The following is a 19736-nucleotide window of genomic DNA, read 5'->3' as shown; positions in this document are numbered from 1 at the left end:
ACTCGCCGCATTACGTTACACGCAACACATCGTCGTCACACTTCCGTAGCCCCGAAACGTTACTTTCGCCGTAAACCGAGACTTGGGGGCACAACAAAATGGCGATCGACAACATCAGAACGTTGCGCGACTTGATGCTTGCGAACTACAGCGTCATCGATCAGCAGCTCACGCGCCGTCTGGGATCGGCCGATCTGGCGTCGGAGGTCCTTCAGGAGACCTATCTCAAGATCGAGTCCATGCACTCGACCGACGAGATCAAGAGTCCGAAGGCCTATCTTTTCCGGATCGCACTGAACATCGCCAATGACCACCGGCGCGCTCAGGCGCGGCGCCTCACCACCGAGGAGGTCGACGTCCTGCTCGACATTCCGGATGATCGTCCGAGCCCAGAGCGTGAAATCGAGGAGCGTTCGGATATCGCGCTGCTGCGACGGGCTCTGGCGGACCTCCCGGAACGGCGTCGTCAAGTGCTAATGCTGTCGCGCATCGAGGGGCTACCTCATCGCGAGATCGCACAGCGGATGGGCGTGACTGTCCGGACGGTCGAGAGCGATCTGAAGCAGGCGGTGGAGCACTGCGCCGACCGTCTGAAGCGCCCCACGGTCAAATTCGGTTTTGCTGTCCGCCGTACGTCTAACCTTCAGAGACGTGTCGTTCGGGACGGATCCATCGGGCCCAGCGTCTCCCCAAGAGCGTTGGACCGTGATCAAAAGAACCGATCGATCGCCCCGCAAGACTCCCCTGGCGCGACAAGCCACCGCATGGATATTGCGACTGAAGTCAGGGGAAGTGACGCTGGCCGACGCGGAGGAGCTGCTCGAGTGGCGCGCGCGAAGCCCGGCGCATGAATACGCCTTCCGAGACGCTGTCAGGCTCTGGCGCATGATCGGCAAAGGCCTCGGTGAGGCACCACCGCGGCCCGGGTCGAGGCGAAAGAACAAGCCGAACTAGATGCCGATGACCGGCCACCCGAGTTGCTTCCGGGCCGATCGGGCCGTCGGTGTCGCGGGCTGAAGATCCTCTCTTTGCGGACTTCGTATATCGCAAACGCCCGTTTGGCTCAAACCGCGACGGATCGCCGCTCTCCCCCCGCCCCAAGGATCTTCTTTCGGACGTGAGCACGCGTTGCTGCGGCAAGGCCGTCCCACATCGTACGGCTGATTATGGCGCAGCTCTGTCCGCGTTACGGCGTGTCAGGACGTGGAGCTTCATGTTCAGGGAAACGATGTCGAGCGGACGCCCCGATACGGATGCATCTGTGCGCGCTGTGGCGACGGAGCGTCCAAAGGTCGCCTGCGGCACGTCTCCTGAGACCTGGACGCCCTGCGCGGCGAGGTGACTGCGAATTCGCAGGCAATAGGCAATCGACAAATATGAAAAGCGTGTCTCGCCGTGACCGGCCCGATATTTCATGGCGGCGGTACAGAGGTCGCCACCCGCGAGACGCCACGCGCCCGCCAGATATTTGGTGCCGTAACGGATGTTCGCCGCGGGGTCCGCAAGCTGCTCGGCCGTCCCGGTGAAGCCAAGCATGCGCGCGGTTGAGGGCATGACCTGCATCAGGCCGATCTCGCCATCAAGTCCGACCACCGTCGGAACATAGCTGCTCTCGACGGCCATGACCGCATCGACGATGGCCGGCGGCACCCCTTCCGCTGATGCCTCACGCTCGATCAAGTCGCGGTACTCGGAACGTTGTGCGCGCCAGTCCCGCGGCAGGATCATGCTGGTCGCACGCAGACCGCGGCTCGTCGCCCCGCGCGCGAACGGGCTAGCGGGCGGCAGGTCCGCGGCCGACAAGGGCCTGGGGGCGAAGCGCTCGAGCTGCAGCGGCGGAATCTCACTGTCGGATTCGTTGTCGAGCATGCTCGCGGCCGGGCTATCCTCCGCCCGCTCCGCCTCACTCGCTAGGGCTAACGCGCCGGCCGCCGCACCGAGCAACACACCGAAACCAGTCGCGGCAACCCATCGCCTCAAGCGTATCGTCCGGATCAGCAGGACCATGTTCATCAGCGGCGCGGAGCCAGATAGCTCGGCGATGCAGGCCGGAAGGGGATCGCGGAGCGGCCGTAGTTCGAGCCGTACTGCAAGCGGATCGCGGCTTCATTGGCGTTGCCGACCCGGGTGTCAGGCGACCGCGCATCGATCGGCGGCAGGTTCAGCGACGGGTTCACGCGATCGACCTCGCGCCGTAACGACTCGTTCAAACAACCGAACGAACGCTCGCTGCCGACCTCGACCTCGACACAACGCTGTTGGACGGTTCCTTGCGCAGGCTTGCCGCCGATGATGAGGCCGCCGCGCGATTGCCCGCTCTCGGGAGGCGCGGTTTGGGCCCAACCTTCTCCGCAAAAGGTGATGAGCGAGCTCGCCGCCACGACGGCCAGGCGCAACCTCACGTCAACCGCGCGTGCCTCGCGGCAACGCCGAAGCTCGGATGCAACGATCGAATCGAATACCTCGATTATCGCTTTCATGTTTCGTCCCCATGACGATTGTCTCGTCGGCGGGCCATCACCCGCTGCGCAGAGCGTGCACACGACGACAAGCCGCAGCGTTATCCTATCGTGAGTGTGTGATATTTACCGTCCGGCGCAACTCTTCCGACCGGTTTAACCGCTTCTAAAGGGCTCCGATGATCCATTGAATCGCGGAGTTTTACGATGATCATGCTCTTCTGCCTACTCTTCGGCGCCGCACTCGGCATGCGCTACAACGTGTTCTGTCTCATCCCCACCATCCTGGCCTGTGGCGCGGGACGGCTTGTGCTCGATCTCTTTCAGTCCGCCCCGACCGGCAGCACGGCCTGGCACTTCGTCGTCATCGCGGCCTCACTGCAGATCGGATATCTCATCGGATCCGTGCTGCAGACCGTCCTCGCCGGCGGCTTCGGCGCTTTCAACGGCCGCGCGTGTTCGCCGAGCCGGCATGCCAGGAGCTCGTGACAGCTTCGAGAACGTCACAGATCTGGTTGGCAGCAAGACTGATCTCGAACCGCGCCAGGAAGCAGCGGCGCGCAGCCTCACCCAACGCAGCCACCGCATCTTCCGACAACGAGATGAAACGACGGATTACAGCTTCGGTGCCGTCGACGTCATCCCGTCCGACGAAACCCGCGTCGAAGGTCTTGATCTCACGCCAGATGTTCACCCGGTCGCTGATCAGGACTGGGCGACCTGCTGCGAGCGCCTCAGTGACGACAACGCCAAAATTTTCCTGATGAGATGGCAGGACCAGCGCGGTACAACTGCGTAAGGCGCCCCATTTCGTGTCGCCCACGAGCATGTCGGGCCAGTGGATCCGACCGGCGAAGCCGGCCGCCGCAGCCGTTGCTTCAAGCCGCCGGCGCAGACCGCCCGGATCAGGACCGGCCATCACGAGATCGAGCTGGGGATGATCCCCCGCCAGGCGGCAGAACGCCTCGACGAGAACGTCGCATCCTTTCTTGAGATGAAGGCGACCAAGAAACAGCAGAAAGGGTCGGTGCGCCAATGACGGCAAACGCGCACGAAAGGCAGCAATCTGCTCAGCCGCGCTGCCGACGACGTCAGCTGTGCCGAAACCGACGACGCGTCCGTGCAGCGAATACGGCCAGAATGCATTCTGCGCGCTCGTCATCTCATCTTCGGCCGTGAACAGCACGGCGCCGGCGTTCCTCAGCAAGGGGCCCTCGGAGACGAGCCATAGCACTTGTTTAGCCGCATGCTTGACTGGGTTGTTACGCCCGAACCAGGGATCGAGCATCCCGTGCGGGAAAACGACATACGGTGTGCTCGACGGCAGGCTGCGTCGCGCGGCGAAGGTTGCGTAATTCCAAAGGCCGTTGACGACGACGATGTCATAGTCGCCGCGGTGTGCCTGCAACCATGGCACAAGTTTAGGCGTGTAGCCGAAGCGCCGCAGCGGCAAGCCCCGGCCAACAGCGGTTGAGCATCCGAAGCCGAACGTCCGCACGGGACAATCACGAACCCAAGGCGCATCGGGCGGATCCAGCGACGCGATCTCGGTGTGCCACCCCCGCCGCTCCCGTACGACCGTCTGCCGGACCAAGCCTTCGATCGCTCCGCCGTGGCGCGGGTCCACCGACCCGATGATCTCAAGCACTCTCACCGACGTTGATCCGTTACGATCGTGAATTCCAGCGAGACCATCTCAATCATCGGTCAGAGCCGGCTGTTGGCGCGAGCGACGTAGAAGTCGTTGGCAACGGTTATGCCGTTCTCTGCCGTGACCGCCACCGAATTGATGAAGCTGAGCACCTTGGTCACGTCGACCTGAGGCGCGTTGGCGACGTAGAGCAGATCGAACGGACGCATCTGCAACTTGGTCGCCAGGAAGTAGCCTGATGGATCCTGGAAGCTCACCCTGATCACGATCGGCACCTGGTCGCCGTCGACGTTGCTGCAGTTCACACCGAGCCGTTCCGCCACCTCGCGTGTCTCCCGCCTGTACAGGAAGATGGACCCGGGATCGGCCTGCACGTCGAGCAGCCCGCCTGCCTTGCCGACGGCTTGGGCCAGATTGATCCGCCAGGCGTCGAACGGAAACTCTCCCTGCGCGCCGGTCGCCCCGAAGGCGAGAAACTTGATCGGCTCGCGATACAGATAGATCCGATCGCCAGGCTGAACAAAGATGTTGTTGGAAGGATAATAGACGAGGTTACCGAACGGCACGGTCGCGCGCTTGCCGCCGCGCTCGAGCACAACCCAGGTCTCCCAGCCCGGACCGCTGATGCCGCCGGCGCGTGTGATCGCGTCAGTCAGTCGATCCTGGGCGCCGGCCGCCGGCATCGGGAAGCGCACGGGCGTTCTGACCTCGCCGAAGACGCTGACCAGCGACGATCTCTGCTGGCTGGAAGTGACCACGACTTGAGGATCGATCGCCCGCCGCTTGATGCGGCTGAGGATGTCTTCCTGGATCTGGACGTTGGTACGCCCCGCGGCACGGATCACCCCGGCATAGGGAACACTGATGTTGCCGTCGTTATCGACGGCTTGATCAGGGATCGTGACGAAATTCCCCGGACGTACGCCCGCCTCGAGCGGAATATATAAGCCACCGGCGGTGGCCTCGAAGATCGTGACGCTCACGATATCGCCGATTCCGAAGCGGATGCTCGACGGCGGCCGGCTATCGGCGAATGCCATCGGCAGGTGCCTCGGCTCCGACTTTTCGAGGATCTGCAGAACTCGGCTGTCGAGCCTGACCACGGCGAACGGCAGAGCTGTGCTGTTCTCGGATTGAATGTCCGTGCTGGCGGGCCCTGCCATCGGGATGAAACCGCATCCAGCGAGCATCACGGACGCGAGAAGCGACGCGGCTAGCGCGGAAACTGATCTCAAGCGCATCGCGCGAAGCCCACGACGACGCTCACGAAATTCCGGATACTCATGTCGCACGTCTCAGTCCCGATCTACAGATCGAACCAGCAGTCATCTCGATTCATAGACGGCTGGACTGAGCAACTTCCGAAATCAAAGATGGACGAGACCGGCGGCGTAATCCGAGATGCGTGGCTGCAGCTCTGACGCAACGAAAGCTGACATGGCTACGCCATCTGTGACGAACGGGCGACAAATTCGCAGCAGCTGCACCAGATCGACCGAACGCGCTCGTTCGATAGCATCATCGTCGTCCCGCTTGCGCCATGACCGACACCTCAGGGCAAATTCTACGACGCTCCGGCGCTTTCCCAACTTATCCGTCAGTCAGCGAGCCCGGCGCAACGAGCGATCTGAATCCGAACAGATGCCGGCGGCCCGTCCGTTCCTGCAGGCGTCCTGCAAACGTTCGATTTCGGCCCTGATGGTCAGCAATTCGCGGCTGAGGAGAGCGTTCTCACGCTTCAATTGGCGAATGCGCAGCAGACGATTATTGGCAGCCTGTCTCGTCAGAAAGTCATACAATTTGGCGGTCGGCTTCGACGTCCGCCCCCGCTTCTGCAGGTCACTATAGCTCGACGCGCACATCGCTCAGCCCCCCGGCCGATTGCAGGCTTCAGCCAGGTTTTGCGCCCCGCCCAAAACCATCGTTACATTACGGAACGTTTAGCTAAGTTTCTTATCGTTGCTGTGACCACCATTAAATCGGAAGTTACGTTTACGGCGGAGAATACGATAAATCAGTTCGGAGCTACCGCCGCGTGCCGCAGATCTGGCTCACATACGACGAATTCGCTGCACTCGTTGATTGCAGACCGGAGGCTGCGCGCAGCACCGCGCTAGCCATGCACCTCGACCGCCGCCAGAGCCGTGATGGCATGACACGTGTCAAGCTTACCAAGGCACTGACTGACGTTTTCCTCGATGCCATCTTTGAGCGTCGTCTCGACGACGAACTTGCTGCATGCGCCCATGATCTGCGTATCGTGCAGGCCCGGATGGCAAGGAGCGATGGCGCTCTGGACGGCCGCGATCCCATTGGCCGGATCAACCGCATCAGCGGATAGCGCGGCAAACGGTCACGCCATGCGCGCTCGGCCTGGTCGGTCGCACCTGTCTCAGGGCTCTTTTTTGCTACCGTCGTCGCGCTCATTCTTCTTGCTCTCGCGCGGCGAGGAGGCTGGCGGGGTCGCTCCCTCTGGTGCGCCGCCGCCGTAACCGACCACTTCCACTAGGAAGACCGAGGCCTGCTCGCGAGCGCCCGTCGCTGTCGCAGGCTCAGCGCTCTTGCCGGCTGCCGCACCCGTATTGCCCGCAGAGGTCTGTGCGGCAATGTTGGGAACGGTCACTGTGGGGATACCGGTGGTGCTACCCGAGACCTGAAAGTTGCTGGCGTTGGCGATCACCGGGGCTACGATGACGGCATTGCCCGATGATCGAACGCCGGCCGTGCCGAAATCGATCACGCCCCTCGGCGCCAAGAGGTAAAGACTGGACGGCGCCGCGGACTCGGACGCTTGCAGCGTGCCGATGCCCGACCCGGTGACATAGCCGCCGGGATCGATGCTGGGGAAGGCGTTCTGGTCGTAGACGAGCTGGATTGCCGGCGCCGACACGATCGTCTTGGAGCCACGGCCGGCGTCCAGATTGCCGTTCGAGCTCCACATGAAGACGTCACCGCCCTGCGTCGTTAGCACGCGACTGGAATTCACCAGTACGCTCTGATCGGTGAAGGTGTTGATGGCGCCGCCGCCGAGGGTCATGATGCCGAGATCACGAAGCCGCAGTATCGGGTTCGTCTCCTGCGCGAGCGATCCGACGGTGATCGTGCCGCCAGGGCCGAAGATCGAGATGTCGCCGCCGAACCGTGTCTGAATGGTGGAATGCAGTACGTCCAGGTCGCCGGTCTTGACCAGGGTGCTGGCTCCGCTTGCTCCCGTCAGGGCGTTCTCGGTGTAGCCCAATGCAGCCGGGAACATGGTCTCGACCATCTTGTAGCCGCGCTGGTTCTGCTGCGACTTGCTGTCCTGGTTGGCAAGTGCCACCGCCTTCAACTCTGCGAAGAACACCTGCTGGACGAATACGTGCTGCAAGTCGGCGGGCAGCGTCTTGAGTGCCGCAAGCACCGACATGTCGTCGCCGTTCGCGCCCTCGCCGACCTTGGTCATGAACGCGCGCAACTCGGGCATGTAGTTATGGTCGACGGAGGCAGCGTTGGCCGGGTCGACATAGGTCCTGAGAACAGCGTCATAGTCGACACCGAATTTGGTGCCGAACAGAACGTTGATGCTGGCGCCCTCGCGGGTGCCGGCGACCTCCGTGAGCTGTGTATTGCGGCGCGGACGGTCGAACGGACCGAACAGGGTCTGATTGTAGATGCCGACCGAATATTTGGAATAGTAAATGTCGCCGACCACACGCGGACTGGCGATTCCGACCGATGCGATACCTTCCTGAACCGGCGCCGCGACTGCGTTGTCATAGGCAAGCGGCAGGAATGGACCGATGTCGCCGCCCGCCTGAACCACCAGATAGCCGGGGCCTGCAATTTGCAGAGCGCCGGCATTGCTGGTGCCGGTATAGGTGATGTTGCGGCCGGCCTGAATGACGCTGACGTCGCTCGGCTTGATATTCTGGATGATGATGTTGAGATCGACGATGTCGCGGCCGGCATAGATGCTGGCTGGACGGTTGATCTGAATGCGCTGATAGTCTCTCACAGCGCCGTTGCCCACCACACCGAGCTTGAAGCCACCCACAGCCTTGATGTCGCCGGTCGTGGCATAGATGCGAGCGGTCGCATCGATACCGAGTTCGACATCGTCGGCATGCGCCAGCAGCGCCCGGCTGGACGACCCGTTGAAGCCGCTGTTGGGCTGGAACGGATCGAACGCGGTCTCGAGTAAGGCTGAACCGGCCGAGAACACCGGCAGGAATGGCGGATTATTGGCCGTCGGGGCGAGATCTGCCGTCCGGTAGCCGAAGGTCAGATCAATGCCGCCGCGCGCCAGCAGCGAGAACGTGCCGTGCTCAGAGGGGCTGAGCACAATGCCCGGGGAATTGACGCTCCCGAGAGTTGCATTCGTCTTCGGATCTCGAGGTAGATCGAGTCCGGTCGTCACGAGATTGCCGTTGAGCGCGGCGGCTTCAAAACTGGCAGGATACAACGATGGTGCATCGTTGATTGTGAAGTTCGCTTTCGATTTGTCCGTGATCGTTGTCGGCGCGATCGAGATCGTCAGATCGCCTCTCTCGGCCACCAGCGCCACCTTGCTGTCCTGACCGTAGGTGTCCATGCGCAGCGGAGAGTTCAGGTTCGCCCCGGTCTCGAACGGGTTAAAGCGGCTGGGATTTTGAGCGTGCAAGCTCGCCGGATTGATGACGCCTGCCATGGACAGCGAGCCACCTGCTGCCATCGCGATCTGGCCGGTATCGACCGCCAGGAGGGGCACGTCCTCCCTAGGCAGCGCGCTCTCTGCGAACCTCAACACCGCGCCGTTCTCGTTCTTGCCCACATTGCCGTCGGCCAAGATGCTGGCGTGCCCTGAGCCTTCGTAGAATGAGCCGCCGAGAATGTCTCGGCCGGAGCGGACCACCATGTTGCCGCTGCCGTAGAGATGCGTGACCGGCGTGCTGGCGCTAGACAGGCCGCCGCTGACCCTGCCAGTGGTCGGCAGGGAGATCGAGACATCGACCATGTCGCGGCCGGCCTTGGCCGTGACATTGCCGCCAGCACTGAGGAAGCCCTGCTGGAAGCTGCCATACTGGATCCACCAGGCCGTCTGGGAGGCGATCTTGGTCGCAGACGGAACGAACACGCCCTGCCCGAGCGCGTCGGTCGTGGCCTGCGGCAGCTCACTGTCCGACAGCAGCCACGACGAATAATATTGCGGCGCCTTGTTTGCCGTACTCACATTGCCCTTGATATCGCGCTGCGCATCGATCGCGACGTCGCCGCCAGACTCAGGGAATGCCGCCGCGGTCGGTGGACCGAAATAGGCGGTGATACCTCTATAGGCGGCATAGTTGCCATAGCCGAGCACCCGCGGCTCGTAGAAGCCGTCGGCATTGACGGCCACGATCCGGGAGACACCGTTGATCGTCTGGATCGAGTAGCCGGCGTCCGGCAAGGTTGTATTGACGCCGGCAGTATAGATCACGCCCGGCGCCACGGTGTCGGCCATTATCACGTCTCGCGCCGCAGCCACGGTGATCGCGCCGGTACCGGTACGCAACATTGTCGTCAGGTTAACGGATACGGAACTTTGCGCCGTGGCCAAATATGAGTCGGTGTCTCTGACCAGTGGTTGGCTATATGTGCTGTGACCACTGACGACGACATCACCCTTTGTGGTGCTGTCGGACAGCTGCACTCGCGCGGTGCGGCTGGCGCTCGCAAGCTCGGCGCCAGCGGTCATCGTGTAAGACCAGGATGCGGGCGTCGTCACAGTAGTGACGATGGGCGCTCCGGTTCCACACCCCGTCAGACAGACGCGCATCGCCCGCGGGAAAACATCCGACACCGCAAGATCTGCCGAAGACGGGCTGATGACGTTCCCCGCGTTCTGATAAGGTGCATTCAGAACGGATTTCAGATTATTCGGATCATATGTGTTGAGGTAGTAGGTAAAGAACCCAAAGTCGGCTGTCCTATCGAGCGTTCGTCCATTCCCACTTCTGTCAGCTGCCGCATCCGGCAGATAACTCCTGACGTTCGCGACGTAAGTCGGATCCAGATAGTTTCCGAATTGGAAGAAGCCATCGGAGATCGACGCCGCGACGTTGATATTGCCGGCCGTGCGCATCGTCAGATCACCGGCCTCGACGTTGCCCCAGGAGGGCGTTGCGAGCCGGTAGTTGAAATTGACGTAGCTCGAACTCGGATCGAACACCGTCGGCGCCTTTCCGGTGGCGGGATCAATCACCGTACCCGAAGCCAGATTGAGATTGGTTTTGACCGTGATGTCGCCACCATTGATGGCGGCGCTTGAGTTCACGAGTTCGACGCCGGGCTGGACGTGCACGACGCCAGAGCCGAACTGGCCGACCAGCGGCTGAAGCCGATTGAACAGGCCGCTGAAGCCGTAGTCTTTGCCGTTGAACGTCCAGGTCCCCTGAGTGATCTGAGTCAGGGTCGATTCGAAGAAGGTACGGTGCGGACCGTCGCCGCTGAAGGACGCCACGCCGGCCGTGTTCTGCTTGGTGGGATCGAAGCCAAACACGCCGCTCTCTACGACGGGAATGTAGGCTGTATCGGGAACGAAAGTGCCGTCGGCCAAACTGCGTCCGGAGAAGAAGTTATTTCTCAACTTGAAGGTGACTGTGGCCGTCCCTCCGCCGCCTGAAATCGTTCCTGTAAGATTGGAAGTTATGGAGTAGCCCTTGGCAGTTCCAGAGATCTGCGCGGAAACAACCTGAAGGGTCGACACCACATTGCCAAAAAACTTGCCTGGCAGGACTTGCACGCCGTTGACCATGGCGTAAGCGGGAGGCGCCGTGTAGCCCTGGCCAGGAGAGATGAGCTTAAACGAGCTCGGTATGAGAACGCCGCTTGCGTCTGTGCTCACGGTCGCGGTCCCGGCCACCCCATTTGCCCCCGCCGGCGGCTGGAATGTCATGGTCAAATTCGCATTGGGAGGAAAACCGGAGGTGGCGACAGGTAAGAAGTTATAGACGCCCATCATGAAATTCGTCAGCGTCGCTCCCGTACCCTGCCCCGTCGAGTCGATGATCGTCGCCGAGGTTGGTAGTGATGTGAATCCAGTACGAATCGTATAGGTCGCGGCGGAGGCATCCCATCCCGTCACGTTGATCCATCTACCACTGACAGCGGGCTTGCCGGTCGGGTCGAACCAGCCGGCGGGATCCATAATTCCGTCCCATCCCATGCTTGCGCCATTGAGGCCCTGATTGCTCGAGCCGGTATCGATCGCAACATAGGCATCGAAGCTCGTCGCCCGCGCGCCCTTGATGATCAGGCTGTTGCGGCCATCGATCGTGCCGCCGATGGCCGGTGTTTCGATATCGCTGCCAGCGTAGAGTTGCGCGATCTTCATATCGCCATTGCCGTCGCGCGGAGCGCGGAAGGTGACCGTGCCGCCGCTGAGGCCGCCCTTGATACCGCCGGAGACGTTGACCTCGGTGAAGGTCTGCAGATAGATCTTCGACTTGGCGTCCCATGCGATGCCGACGACCACGTCGCCGCCGCGTTCGTCGGCGTGACTGGTCGAGGCGTCGATCTTGCCCGTGCTGGCGAGCAGTACCGAATTGGCGGCGAACAGTCCGACCTGCCCGCCCGCCTGCCCGATTCCATCGGTCGTCTCGCCGTCATAGCCGCGCGCGTCGATCGTGCCCCTGACGATGATCTGACCGAACTGCCTGCCCGCGCTCGGGTCCCAGGTCGGATCATCGGCGGTCAGCGCGACCTTGTTGGCCTTCAGGGTGTGGTACTGGGCAAGCTCGAGGTTCGCTGTCCGCGTATGGATGTCGATCGCGCCGGTCACGCTGCCGGTCAGCAACTGATCGGCGAGAGCTGTCAGATCGACGGCACCCTTGGTATCGAGCTTGAATGAGCCGCCATGGCCCGGACCGCCTTCGCCACGCAGCAGTCCGCTCAGCGCGGCCTGACCGTTCAGCGCGGTGACCTTGATCTCGCCGCCATAGCCCAGGCCGCCGGCGGGCTGGGCGACATCGATCACGCTGAGCGTATCGCTGACGACGTTGCCGGCGTTGGCGGTGAGCGCCACCTTGCCGCCGGCGATGTAGGTCGTCACGTCGCGGATCTGGCTGCCATAGCCTCCTGCCGCCAGATAGGCCCGGGGCTTCAGCACGACATCGCCGGCCGTGGCCGTCAATGCTATGCTGCCGCCCTGCGCCTGGATGGTGCTGCCGACCGTGATGCTCGATCCAGTCAGCGCCAGGCTGCCGCCGGTCTCGGCGCTGTCGGCCGGCCGATCCGCAATGCCGTCGCGCGTGAAGCTGTTGGTGATGTCGACCGCGCCGGCCGTAGTGATCGCATAGGACTTGCTGTTGGCGCCGGTAGCCGCATTCACCAGGATGCCGGTCGTTCCAACAGTGAGATTGGCCGCGCCGAGATCGAGCGTTCCGGGACCGGTGATGATCACGCGATCGAGAGTGGAGATGTTCACGGCGGAGTAGCCGATCTGATTTTGAGTTCCGCCGCCGGCGAGGACCAGTGTCTTGGCATTGAGACCCAGCGTTCCCGCATTTATCGCGGCAGCCGGCGTCGTGCTGGCAGCTCCGGAATTTGATAGGGTCAAGGTGCCGCGGCTGGAGATCGTCGCGTCTCCGGTACCGTCGGCGCGCACGAGCGCTCCGGCGTCTAGCGAAAGATCGATGATCGACTGACCGGAGTTGAAGTCACCGAACACCGTGATCTCTCGCGAGAGCGATTTGAGCGCCAACGCTCCGACGTCGGCAAACTGATAGTTGTAGAGCGCGATGCTGCGGTCGGTGACCGGCGTCGGTGAGCCGATCGCCACGGTGCGGCCGACCAGGTTGAGCTGCCCGAGATGCAGATCGGCGGTGTTGATCACGATCGCCTGCTTCGACGCCGACCCCTGCATGGTCAGCGCCTTGGCCGTGATGTTGGCACCGGGCGCGAGGATCACCCGTCCGAGATCCGCAACCGCGGTCGCAGCTCCACTCACCGTGCCCACGACGTTGCCGCCCTTGCTGGTGACAAATTGCACGCTGAGCGGTGTGGCGCTCGGCCCCGTCTTGATGCTCAGACTGCTGTCGCCGCTGGCGACGAACAGCGCGCCGGCCTGTGCGCGGTATTGGTTGAGCGTCGCCAGCGCCGAGGCCGACAGCGTGCTTGGATTGGTCGCGACGGTGTCGCCGGCCGCATTCTTGACCACATAGCCGAGTTGCCCGAGATCGACGCCGGTAATGGCGGTGCCGCTCGCATCGAGCGTGCCGCCCAGCGCCGCGGCTACGTCCTGGGCCGTGACGTTGCCGGCGGGGGAGCCGAAATAGAAGTTTCGGCCGGCCCCCGGATGGACCATGCCGGTGGCCTGGATGACGCTGCCAGCGCCGACGGTGACCTCGCCGCTGGTCATGTCCTGCGACAGCGTGGTCTCGCGGACCTGGATGTTCGCACCGGTGTCGGGCGTGACGGTCAATGACTGGTAAGCGCCGGCGCTCGGGGTCGCGACGAGGATGATCTCCGGAGTGCTGAACATGTCGCCGTGCGTGTCGACGAGCACTTTGGATGCGGTGGCCGTGATCAGTGTGCCGCCCGTGGTCGAGCTGCGCTGGCCACCGATCAGCAGACTCTCGAAGCCGAAGGCGTTGAGCTGGCTGGCATCGAGCGCCAGATAACCGGCGGGCGCATCGCCCCCGGCGTACTGTCCATGCCCAACGACCGCAATCGCCTGCGATGTGCTGATATCGAGTTCGCTCCCACGGCCGACGTTGCCGTTGTCATCTCGCCCGGGCGCCGCCAGCGCCAATCCCGACAGGTCGATGTTCGTCTGTGCCCAGACCTGTAAACGGCCGGCATCCATTGGCAGCGGCGGCGGCACCGCGATGTTGTTCTTGGTCGCCTGCTGCGTGAAGTAGCTGTTGGCCCGGGAGAACTGGTATTCGCTGTATTTTCGCCAGACTGTATTGGTCTGGACTGCGAAAAGATCTTGTCCCGAGGACAGCTTGCCCGGCGCGGTGGACTGCGTGGTGTTACCGGTCACCAGCACGGTACCATCGGGCAGCGCCGTGCCGCTGGCAATGTTGCGGCCGAGATTGCTGCCGTAAGAGACGACTCGGTAGGCGCCGGGTAGCGTTGCGTAGTGGGCGGGGTAGAGCGTGTAGGTGCCGGCCGGAATTCCGTTGCCGCCGTCGACCGTGATCTGGGCGCCGGCGAGAGGCGTCGTGTCACCCGCAAGGGCGGTCTTGCCGTTATCGAGGCTGCGCGCTGTGGCGAAGTGGATGTCGTAGGCCGCAACAGCGGCGCTCGACGACGGAACCAACGCATACACGATCTGACCGAGCGGCGTCGTCGTGAGCGTATCCCGCGAGCCGCCCTTACCCTGCACCCATTCGGCCGCCTGGAGATCACCGCCGCCGCTAACGTCGATGGTCGAACCGCGGGTCACCGCGATGACGTCGCCGGCAAGCTTGAGACCCTTTTCCGACGGTGCCGTCAATGTCGCCGTGCTGAGATTGTAGTACCACCCCTTCGAGTCCAGCGTTGCGCCGAACGGCACGACCGTATCGGCGAGGCTGACCGACGTCAGACTGCCGGGGGCCAGCGTCACGGAACGGGTGGTGCCCGTCTGTCCGAGGGTGATTTGCCCGAGGGGCGCAAACAGATTGCCGCCCTGCGTCACCGTCTGGGCGACGACATTGATGCTGCCGCCGGCGGCAAGCGGAATCTGGGTACTGCTGCCGGCAGGTGCGGCAAAGGTCACATCACCTTGCGTGTTGATCGTGAAGTTCACGGCCGACAGCGGATAGATCCGCTGCGCCGACAGCTTTAGGTTGCCCGACGAGTTCAGGCTCCCAGCGAAGCTCGAGGCATCGGTACTGCCGGGCACGCCATTGACCACCTTCGGCGTGCTCAGGCGCATATCGCCCGAGCTCATCAGATTGACCAGGCCGAAGCCACTGAACGCAGCACCTTCGACATCGATCGTGTTGGCGCTGATCGTCAGCGTGTTGGCGCCCTTGGCTGTCGTTCCGTCTCCGCCGGTTAGTTCGACATAGGACGCGACCAATCTGGTATCGAACGTGCCATTGGTGGTGATCTGACCGGCGGCGATGTGCAGCCGGTTCGCAACGTTCCAGTTCAGATTACTGGAGATTGACAGCTGAGAATAACTCGGCTTGCTGTAACCATATAGATTGGTGGTTCCGCTCCAATCGGTGAACACGCGCGCTGCGCCGCCCTGGCCGGCGCCGGCATAGAGATAAACGTTGTCGAAGCCGGTAAGTTGGTCGACCGACGTGTACAGCGCGGCCGGCGCGCCACCCGCGTTGAAGCGTCCCAGTGCGGCGAGCGTTTCTCCGGCGTCCTGCGCCAGGACGATCGCGCCGCCGCCGAGCACGACGGTGCCGTTGTTCGCGCGCGTCTCGCCGCGAAGCTGACCGTCGGTGCCGACGAAGCGGCCACCGACCGCCGTAAAGCTGCCCCCCCAGGCATAGCCGGTCACGTCGACCTTGACGGTACCCGCGTCGCTCCAGGACCACACCGACGGCGCGGTGGTCCCGCGCGCTCCCCGGACCTGCACGGAGCCAGCCGCTCCGGACACGTCGACCTGGGCGCCGACATCACTCACGAGGTAATTCGCCCCGGACGGAGCGGCATAGGCCCAGATATCGTACTGATTGCCGGCCGTCGCCGTGCCCAAGGTCGTGAGCTTCAATTCTCCGGCCTCAACCTCGAACGATCCGCCTCGAATATAGCTGCCGCTCGTCAAGGGGCCGCTGACCTGACCAAAGTACGAATTTGCAACGAAGCTGCCGGAAACATCGATCTGCGCGCCGGACGAGAGATGAGTGTTGAGAGCGTTGACGAAGACGTTGCCGCCATGACTGACAATGGCGCCGCGCAGCTCCACAGTTTTGGCCGGCGGCGTGCTAAATGTGCTCACGTCTTTCGAATCGGTATAGCGCTGCTTGTAATTGATGTTACCGAGCGTGACGTTCGCCTTCGCATCGGCAATCACAGTCGACCCGCTGTCCAGGAGAATGTTGTCGGCCCGGAGGGTTAGGTTGGTCGCTTGCCGCTGATCGCCCGGTAGCAAAGTCAGTGCAGGCGTGCCCTGTCCAAGCTTGGTGCCTGTCGCAACGCCGGTGTAGTCTGCGGCGCTGTCGAGGTTGCGCTGCTGCAAGGTCAGACCGACGCCGGCCGAGACGATCACCTGCGCCGTCGCCCCAGTGTTCGCGGGGCCTGTCCAGCCGTCAGTGACAGACGCGATGGTGTAGGATCCGAAGCCACCATTGGTCAGCAACTCGACCGGCAGCGTGGATGCAACGCCACCGATCTTCAATCCAGAGATTTCGCCGGCTTGCAACGCGCCGCCGATCCTGATCGTGTCGATGCTGCTCAGGCTCAGGCTGCCGTTGCGCTCGAAACCATAGCCCCGCAGCGAGCCGTCGAGTTGGATCGTGCCCAGCGTGCCGGACGTGGGCTGGAGCGGTTCCTTCGGATCGCTGATGGAATTCCATGTACCCAGATAGGTGGAGAGCGCGATGCTCCCCGCCTTTCCTGCCAAGGTGCCTGACGAAGCCTGCTTTGGTCGGCCCTGCGCGGACACATACCCGCCGCTGGAGACGTCGAGCAGGCTGCCCGGCGCCAGGATGATACTCCCGGTCTTGTCGACCTGAGTAACGCCCTTGCTCGCCAGACTGGTTCTGATCGAAATCGAACCGCCGTCGATATAGGCAGCACCCGTGCGATTGCCGCCGCCGGAATCGTTGACGAATCGTCCGCTGACGTCGAGCGAGCCTTCGACGTAGATGTTGGCTGAAATAGCGGTCCCGGCCTTGTCTGTCGGACTCTTGAAGAAGGCGCCGAAAGACGTCGAGGTTGCGGCAGATGGGCGATCCGTTGACAGATCGATGCTGCCGCCCGCTGCCGACACCGTCCCCGAGATATCGATCGCGCCACCAGCCGCCACCGTGAAGCTGCCGCCCGGCGCAAGATTGAGGGTGCTGCCGCGCGACACCACGAGATCATTGGCGGTGATCGACAGCTTGCTCAAGCCGTAGCCTGACAGCGTTTCTGGCGAAAGCAGCGTGGTGTAGGCACTCGCCGTGACGTAGTTCGCGGATGCTGTCGCGCCAATCTGCACCGTGGACGGCGTCGTCAGCGTGAGCGCGCCCTGGTACGGAAAATCAGCATTGGCAATCTGCCGCTCACCCGCCGTCGAGCCGAAATAGATGGTGCCCTGCAGTTGCGGGATCGCGGTCGAGACCGTCACACTCCCCGCCGTCTGGCCGTCCGTATAGCCAGGCGAATAGCTCTGCGTTCCCAGCGACCAGGTTTCGGTGATCCCCCAGCGCGCGTGATTGACCGTGAACTGGCCGAAGATGCCGACATAGGTCATGTTCGGGTCGGCCTTGGCCATGCTGTAGATGCGGCCATCGGCGCCAAGCAGCCGCGTCGCCGGCACCCATCCGGCCTCGAACTTGACGCTGCCGCCGGAGACGTTGATCACGGACCCGGCCGTCTGTACCAGACCAGCCTGGCCGCCCAGATCTGTCTGCAGGCTGACTTTGCCGCCGGCGGTCATCGACTGGTAGATGCTGCGGCCGACATTTGCGACATAACCGCTGGCGTCGGCCACTGGCGTGCCGACCCAGCTGGTTCCGTCGCTCCGGGTGCCCTTGTCCCGGATATCGATCACCAGATCCTTGCCATAGAGGATGCCGTCGCGCTGAAGCGGCATATCGGCAAATTCCGCGCGTGGCGCGAACCTGATGAAATTGTAGCTCGCGGGCAGCGTCACATTGCTCAATCCGGCCACGTCGACGACGGCGCCCGGCGCGAGTAGAATCGTCCTCGGCAGAGATGGCGTCGAACTTGTCGTGTCCGCACTTGCGATACCGGGACTGAACTGTCGATAGTCGATGCCGGTTGTGGTGAGACGATCCGCCGTAGCGAAATTGACGGCCCGCAGCGCCACCTCGGCGGACGGCGCCGAGATCAGACCGGACGAACCGACCGTCACCGCGGTTTGCGCGGTCATCTCGACATAGGCCGGCTTGAACGCCTGCACCGAGCTGCCCGCCGCGCCGCCTTGCGGCAGCGGTGATGCGCCGTCATCATAGGGCAGGCTCGAAATGATGCCGTTGAGCGTGACGTTGGTCGCCGCACGGAGCATCACGAAACTGTTGAAATCGAGGGCGGTATCTGCTGAGAGCACGCCCTGGATTGCTCGACCGGCACCATCGGTCAGGGCATTGCCCGCGCCATCGCGCGGATTGTCGACCACAACCGAGTTGCCGGTCATCATCACGATGCCGCCAGGTGCGCTGATCAGACCATCGTGCGTTACCACGCCCGTGCCGGTCAGATAGGAGCTCTCTGGGTAGCCACTCGACGAATTATATTTGGATGAGAATGGCGTAACGCTGAACTCGATCCCGCGGAATGGCAGCGCTGCCCCGGTGGTCGACTCCGTGCCGAGCACGTTTTTCGATAGAACCGAAAAGCCGTTCGGCACGAGATCGACCGTTCGCGCGGACACCATCGCGACCTGGCCTGTGGGCGCCTCGATCGCGCCGGAGTTTGTGACGTTGGCGCCGAACAGGAACACCTTACCAAGCGCGGAGACGGCGTTGGCGGCATCGGCCTGCTTGTCTGTCGTGCTGGTGCGCAGCTCCGGTGCGGAATTTGCAGTGATCTTCGCGCCACGCTCCACGACGACGTCGCCGGCCACGGCGGTCGACAGCTTGTCGCCACCCGAACCCGGATCGTAGAAGGAGAATGAATTGAGATTGGCAATGCCCGTGTTCTTGAAATAGTCGTCGCGGTCGCCGAGACTCTTTCCGAGCGGACCGATATCGAGCGAGGAGGCGATCAGCGTGTGGACATTGACCTGCGAGCCCGCGCCGAAGATGATGCCGTTGCTATTGATGACATAGACGGCGCCCTTGGCGTTGATGTTGCCGTCGATACGGCTCGCCAGCAGGCTGCTTGGCGCAACCATCGATGCGACACGGTTGAACGCGATCCAATCCGCGCTGGCCTGTCGGAAATTCACCGTCGTGTTGGCCCCGACGTTGAAGGAATCCCAATAGAGCAGCGCCTTCTGCTGGGTCTGCTGGATGTCGATGGTGGTCTGCGATCCGGTGGTCGTTTGCGTCGGGCCGTTGGCGCCAACCCATTTGCCAGGATCGAGCTTGATGCCAGCGAGGGGGTCGTCCTTCGTCCCGCCATAGGGCATCAGACCGTTCGGCGTCAGCCCGTTGGGGACCGTCGAGCTTCCCCGCGCGGCGGCCGCGGCGTCCTGCTGCAGCTTACGCATCCCCGCCAGAGCCGCGCTGGCCCGTGCCAGCGACGTCTGAGCCTGGGCTGAGGCGGCCGCCGCCTGCTGCGCCGCTGTAATGGCCGCCTGTTGGGCCGCATCGGTTGGCGCGACTGCCGAGGAAAGTGACTTCAGACTGGCAGCGTCGGCCCCTGCGTCGAGAAGCGTCAGCACGAGAACACTGACGCCGCTCAGGAATATCGGCCCCAGCCTGCCAATTCGGCTTCGACGCGGTGGAACTGCATGATCGAACATGAGACGACCAACTCCGAACTCACCCCAGCGGTCCAAAATGGACCGCGCGTGCGGAGCACCGGCACGCTCTGACCGGTTTACCTTTCGTTTACCGACAGTGATATGT

Annotated in this window: 9 protein-coding genes; 4 read left to right on the top strand and 5 right to left on the bottom strand. The window is 63.0% G+C overall.

Features of this window, described 5'->3' with window-relative positions; all coding sequences use genetic code 11:
- The first annotated feature begins 98 nt into the window (after positions 1-98).
- Both BRADO_RS35730 and BRADO_RS35605 read left to right on the top strand, forming a co-directional pair.
- Positions 99-851, top strand: coding sequence for an RNA polymerase sigma factor (locus BRADO_RS35730; protein WP_011925283.1), 753 nt, complete (start codon positions 99-101; stop codon positions 849-851).
- Positions 793-954 carry a hypothetical protein gene (locus BRADO_RS35605; RefSeq protein ID WP_244423008.1) on the top strand — a complete coding sequence of 54 codons (162 nt, stop codon included), beginning with the start codon at positions 793-795 and terminating at the stop codon, positions 952-954. The genes BRADO_RS35730 and BRADO_RS35605 overlap by 59 nt, the downstream gene beginning before the upstream one ends.
- Before the next feature lie 210 nt (positions 955-1164).
- Here the strand turns inward: BRADO_RS35605 and BRADO_RS10435 are convergent, their stop codons facing one another.
- Both BRADO_RS10435 and BRADO_RS35725 read right to left on the bottom strand, forming a co-directional pair.
- Entirely contained in the window at positions 1165-2013 is an 849-nt protein-coding gene (locus tag BRADO_RS10435) for a lytic transglycosylase domain-containing protein (protein ID WP_244423007.1), read from the bottom strand.
- Positions 2013-2480 carry a hypothetical protein gene (locus BRADO_RS35725; RefSeq protein ID WP_244423006.1) on the bottom strand — a complete coding sequence of 156 codons (468 nt, stop codon included), beginning with the start codon at positions 2478-2480 and terminating at the stop codon, positions 2013-2015. Before BRADO_RS35725 ends, BRADO_RS10435 begins: the two co-directional genes overlap by 1 nt.
- A gap of 186 nt (positions 2481-2666) precedes the next feature.
- On the opposite strand from BRADO_RS35725, the gene BRADO_RS10425 reads away from it, so the two are divergent.
- Entirely contained in the window at positions 2667-2948 is a 282-nt protein-coding gene (locus tag BRADO_RS10425) for a hypothetical protein (protein WP_011925280.1), read from the top strand.
- On the opposite strand, the gene BRADO_RS10420 is transcribed toward BRADO_RS10425, so the two are convergent.
- Together BRADO_RS10420 and BRADO_RS10415 are read right to left on the bottom strand one after the other, a co-directional pair.
- Positions 2902-4107, bottom strand: a complete 1206-nt coding sequence (locus BRADO_RS10420) for a glycosyltransferase (protein WP_244423005.1) — start codon at positions 4105-4107, stop codon at positions 2902-2904. The genes BRADO_RS10425 and BRADO_RS10420 overlap by 47 nt on opposite strands.
- A gap of 59 nt (positions 4108-4166) precedes the next feature.
- Positions 4167-5273 (bottom strand): polysaccharide biosynthesis/export family protein, encoded by a 1107-nt coding sequence (locus BRADO_RS10415; protein ID WP_011925278.1) that lies wholly within the window; start codon positions 5271-5273, stop codon positions 4167-4169.
- Positions 5274-6145: 872 nt separating this feature from the next.
- On the opposite strand from BRADO_RS10415, the gene BRADO_RS10405 reads away from it, so the two are divergent.
- Complete coding sequence (locus BRADO_RS10405; RefSeq protein WP_011925277.1) at positions 6146-6451, top strand: hypothetical protein; 306 nt, start codon at positions 6146-6148, stop codon at positions 6449-6451.
- 51 nt (positions 6452-6502) lie between these two features.
- Here BRADO_RS10405 and BRADO_RS10400 read toward each other — a convergent pair whose 3' ends face one another.
- The gene (locus BRADO_RS10400; protein WP_083794852.1) at positions 6503-19630 is read right to left on the bottom strand and encodes a filamentous haemagglutinin family protein; all 13128 of its coding nucleotides are present in this window, start codon (positions 19628-19630) and stop codon (positions 6503-6505) included.
- Between the last annotated feature and the right edge of the window lie 106 nt (positions 19631-19736).

The organism is Bradyrhizobium sp. ORS 278 (assembly GCF_000026145.1).
Taxonomy (GTDB): Bacteria; Pseudomonadota; Alphaproteobacteria; order Rhizobiales; family Xanthobacteraceae; genus Bradyrhizobium.
The sequence above is the reverse complement of the archived record's forward strand: the minus strand, read 5'-3'. Positions and strand labels throughout refer to the sequence as shown.

Coding starts and splice junctions, on each gene's coding strand:
- BRADO_RS35725 (WP_244423006.1), bottom strand. CDS start 2,480: ATGAAAGCGATAATCGAGGTATTCGATTCGATCGTTGCATCCGAGCTT.
- BRADO_RS10400 (WP_083794852.1), bottom strand. CDS start 19,630: ATGTTCGATCATGCAGTTCCACCGCGTCGAAGCCGAATTGGCAGGCTG.
- BRADO_RS10425 (WP_011925280.1), top strand. CDS start 2,667: ATGATCATGCTCTTCTGCCTACTCTTCGGCGCCGCACTCGGCATGCGC.
- BRADO_RS35730 (WP_011925283.1), top strand. CDS start 99: ATGGCGATCGACAACATCAGAACGTTGCGCGACTTGATGCTTGCGAAC.
- BRADO_RS10415 (WP_011925278.1), bottom strand. CDS start 5,273: ATGGCAGGGCCCGCCAGCACGGACATTCAATCCGAGAACAGCACAGCT.
- BRADO_RS10435 (WP_244423007.1), bottom strand. CDS start 2,013: ATGAACATGGTCCTGCTGATCCGGACGATACGCTTGAGGCGATGGGTT.